Below are 2,553 nucleotides of genomic sequence, written 5' to 3' on the forward strand. Positions count from 1 at the left end.
GGGCGTGGTACCGGTGGGGCCGATCGACGGGGTGGTGCCGTTCGGCCGTGGTGTCCACGGTAGGTCCCGGATCAGGAGGTTGTGGAACGCTCGTATTACCGCGATGTGACGATACTTGGAAAGGCCATGTTCTTTATGAACGCAATTGCTGTGTGAACTCGTGTGGCCCGTGCACGGATCCGCGCCGAATACCTGCGGGAACCTGCGGGAAAGGAAGCGGGCCCGGGGGCGTAGCCGGCCCCCGGGCCCTGTGATGCCGCCCGTTCGGCACGCCGCGACGGTTGAGAACCCAGGTCAGTCGTCATGTCGTCGCGTCCTGCCTTTGGACCACCGCACATCGAGCTGTGCGGGCCGGACTTGAACCGGCATTTCGACGTCCCGGGGCCTGGGTCCGGTCGTTGCGGCGATCGGCGGCGAATACTGAGTCTGGAGCAATAGTCTGAGATTGAGCGCGGCCCGTCCCTGAAATCCTCGGCGGGTACGGTCCGCTCCGTCACGACAAGCCTCAGCTTCAGCTTTGCGCTCCTCGCGCACCCCGCCCGAAACATCGGGCGGGGAGTCTGTGAGGCTACCCGAACAGGTAGCCGAACACCGCGTCACCGACCCGCTGGTCGACGACGTCCACGCCGTTCGCCTCCTCGCGCGCGAACTTCACGGCCTGCTGCAACTTCTCGACGCGGTCGAGGATCTCCCGGACCCGGCGGGCGGGCAGCGCACCGGAGAACTTCACGGTGGTCCAGTACCCGACGGGTATGTCCTCGTAGTACACCTCGACCTGTGCGGGGTGCTTGTCGGTCGCCTCGGCCTTCACATGGTTGCGGGGCACCTTCTTGGTCCGCACCGTCCGTACGGGCTCGGTCTTCCAGGCGTCGGTGGAGGGGTCCTGCACCCACGCCTCGGAGGCGTCGAGCACGGGAAGCTTCCGCACGAGCGCGTTGATCTCGCCGAGCTGCTTCTCCAGGAAGAGCAGATAGGCCACCGGCACCTCGGCGACGAGCACCCGCCCGTCGACCGTCACGTCCGCCCGTGCCGTGCAGTTGGCCCAGTCCTTCGTGGCGGTCACGTCGAACAGCCGCGTGAGGATCCCCGCCGTCTCCCGCAGCACGTCCTCCGCCCGCACCTGCACCCGGGTCGACTCGGGCGGCAACTGCTCGCCCTCCTCGTCCTTCGGCTGATAGGTACGCGCGATTCCGGCCAGCAGGGCAGGCTTCTGCAGCCCGTGATGAGCGGCCGTCAGGTCCTGCTGCGACTTGGCCTTGACGCCCTTCTCGACTGCGATGATCTGATTGAGTTTCGCCACGCCTGGAAGGTAGCAGCCGGGTACGGGCTTCTTCGAAGGGATATTCCCCCCGGGGATATCGCCTCTCCTGCGTCACGCTTCCCAGAGGTTGCGGTGACGGTGGCGGGTCGGGGGGTGGTCGAGGGTTTCGGCCGCGGTGACGAGGTCGCCCGGCGGGGCCGCGCGCAGGTGTTTGCGGGCCGTGGTGCGGAAGGTGCGCAGGGCGGCCCGGGCCCGGGATTCGTAGGGGTTCCAGAAGCACTGGTTCACGGCCCGGGCGTACCGGTAGGACGTGAACGTACGGACGACTCGGGTCGGCCGGGGGCGGCGGCCCTCCCGCCGCGCGCGGCTCAGTTCGGCCCCGCTGTAGCGGAGTTCGGTGAGGGTGTGCGCGGTCCAGGGGGCCGGCAGCCCGGCCGCCCAGTACGCCGGGATCCTCCGGTGCCGGCTGCGGATGTGGTGCACGGTGCGTGACATGGCTGACCTCCGGGGGCTCGCCGGAATCTCCGGCTCGGCCCGCTACAAGTCAGCCGCCGTGAAGCGCCCCAGGGGCTTCACGCGCATGCGTACAGACATGGACGGAGCATGGGTTGCCGGGCGCCGAGATGTCGAGCGATTATCGACACGGGCTCGGCACTCGGCGGCCGGGAGGCGGCGCGGCGTGGCGGACGGCCGGAATTTCGGATGCGTTCGCGTCCCGTACTTCGCATCATCGACAGGTTGCCCCAGCACTCCCACCAACGCACCGGAGCCTTTCATGATCGAACGCGTCACCGTCCCCAGCCTCTTCCAGCCGCCGGTCTACTCGCACGCCTCGGTCGTCGAGGCCGGTACGCGGCTCGCGTTCCTCGCCGGCTCCGTTCCGCTGGACGCCGACGGGAAGCTGGTGGGTGAGGGGGATCCGGTACGGCAGGCCCAGCAGGTGCTGGCGAATCTCGGGGAGCAACTGCGCGCGGTGGGCAGCGACTTCGCCCATGTCGTGGCGACCGATGTCTATGTGGTGAGCAGCGAGCCCCGGGTCCTCTCCTCGGTCTGGGAGGTCGTCGAGGCCTCCGGTCTCAGCACCGGCCCCCATTCGTCGACCCTCCTCGGCGTGGCCTGCCTGGGCTACACCGGCCAGTTGGTGGAGATCACGGCGACCGCGGTGGTGCCGGAGTCGTAACGGATCCGGGGGGCGACGGCAGGGCCAGGACGACAGCCGGGTCTACGGCAGGGCCCGGAGGACGGCCCGGTCTACGGCAGGGCCCGGAGGACGGCCCGGTCTACGGCAGGGC

Annotated in this window: 3 protein-coding genes; 1 reads left to right on the forward strand and 2 read right to left on the reverse strand. The window is 69.1% G+C overall.

The features are described 5' to 3' along the window. Nucleotides 1-568: 568 nt before the first annotated feature. Both AOK23_RS29360 and AOK23_RS29365 read right to left on the reverse strand, forming a co-directional pair. Entirely contained in the window at nt 569-1,300 is a 732-nt protein-coding gene (locus AOK23_RS29360; protein ID WP_055542127.1) for a DUF7873 family protein, read from the reverse strand. Between the two features lie 72 nt (nt 1,301-1,372). Continuing rightward, on the reverse strand, nt 1,373-1,756 hold the full coding sequence (locus tag AOK23_RS29365; RefSeq protein ID WP_055715622.1) for a hypothetical protein: 384 nt from the start codon (nt 1,754-1,756) through the stop codon (nt 1,373-1,375). A gap of 280 nt (nt 1,757-2,036) precedes the next feature. Here AOK23_RS29365 and AOK23_RS29370 point away from each other — a divergent pair, with 280 nt between their 5' ends. Beyond that, the gene (locus AOK23_RS29370) at nt 2,037-2,441 is read left to right on the forward strand and encodes a RidA family protein (protein WP_055715623.1); all 405 of its coding nucleotides are present in this window, start codon (nt 2,037-2,039) and stop codon (nt 2,439-2,441) included. Nucleotides 2,442-2,553 lie beyond the last annotated feature (112 nt).

The organism is Streptomyces torulosus, assembly GCF_001419765.1.
In the GTDB taxonomy this organism is placed as follows: Bacteria; Actinomycetota; Actinomycetes; order Streptomycetales; family Streptomycetaceae; genus Streptomyces; species Streptomyces torulosus.

Bases quoted from the DNA above. Each gene is read 5' to 3' on its own strand.
- AOK23_RS29370 (WP_055715623.1), top strand. From the start codon at position 2,037: ATGATCGAACGCGTCACCGTCCCCAGCCTCTTCCAGCCGCCGGTCTAC.
- AOK23_RS29365 (WP_055715622.1), bottom strand. From the start codon at position 1,756: ATGTCACGCACCGTGCACCACATCCGCAGCCGGCACCGGAGGATCCCG.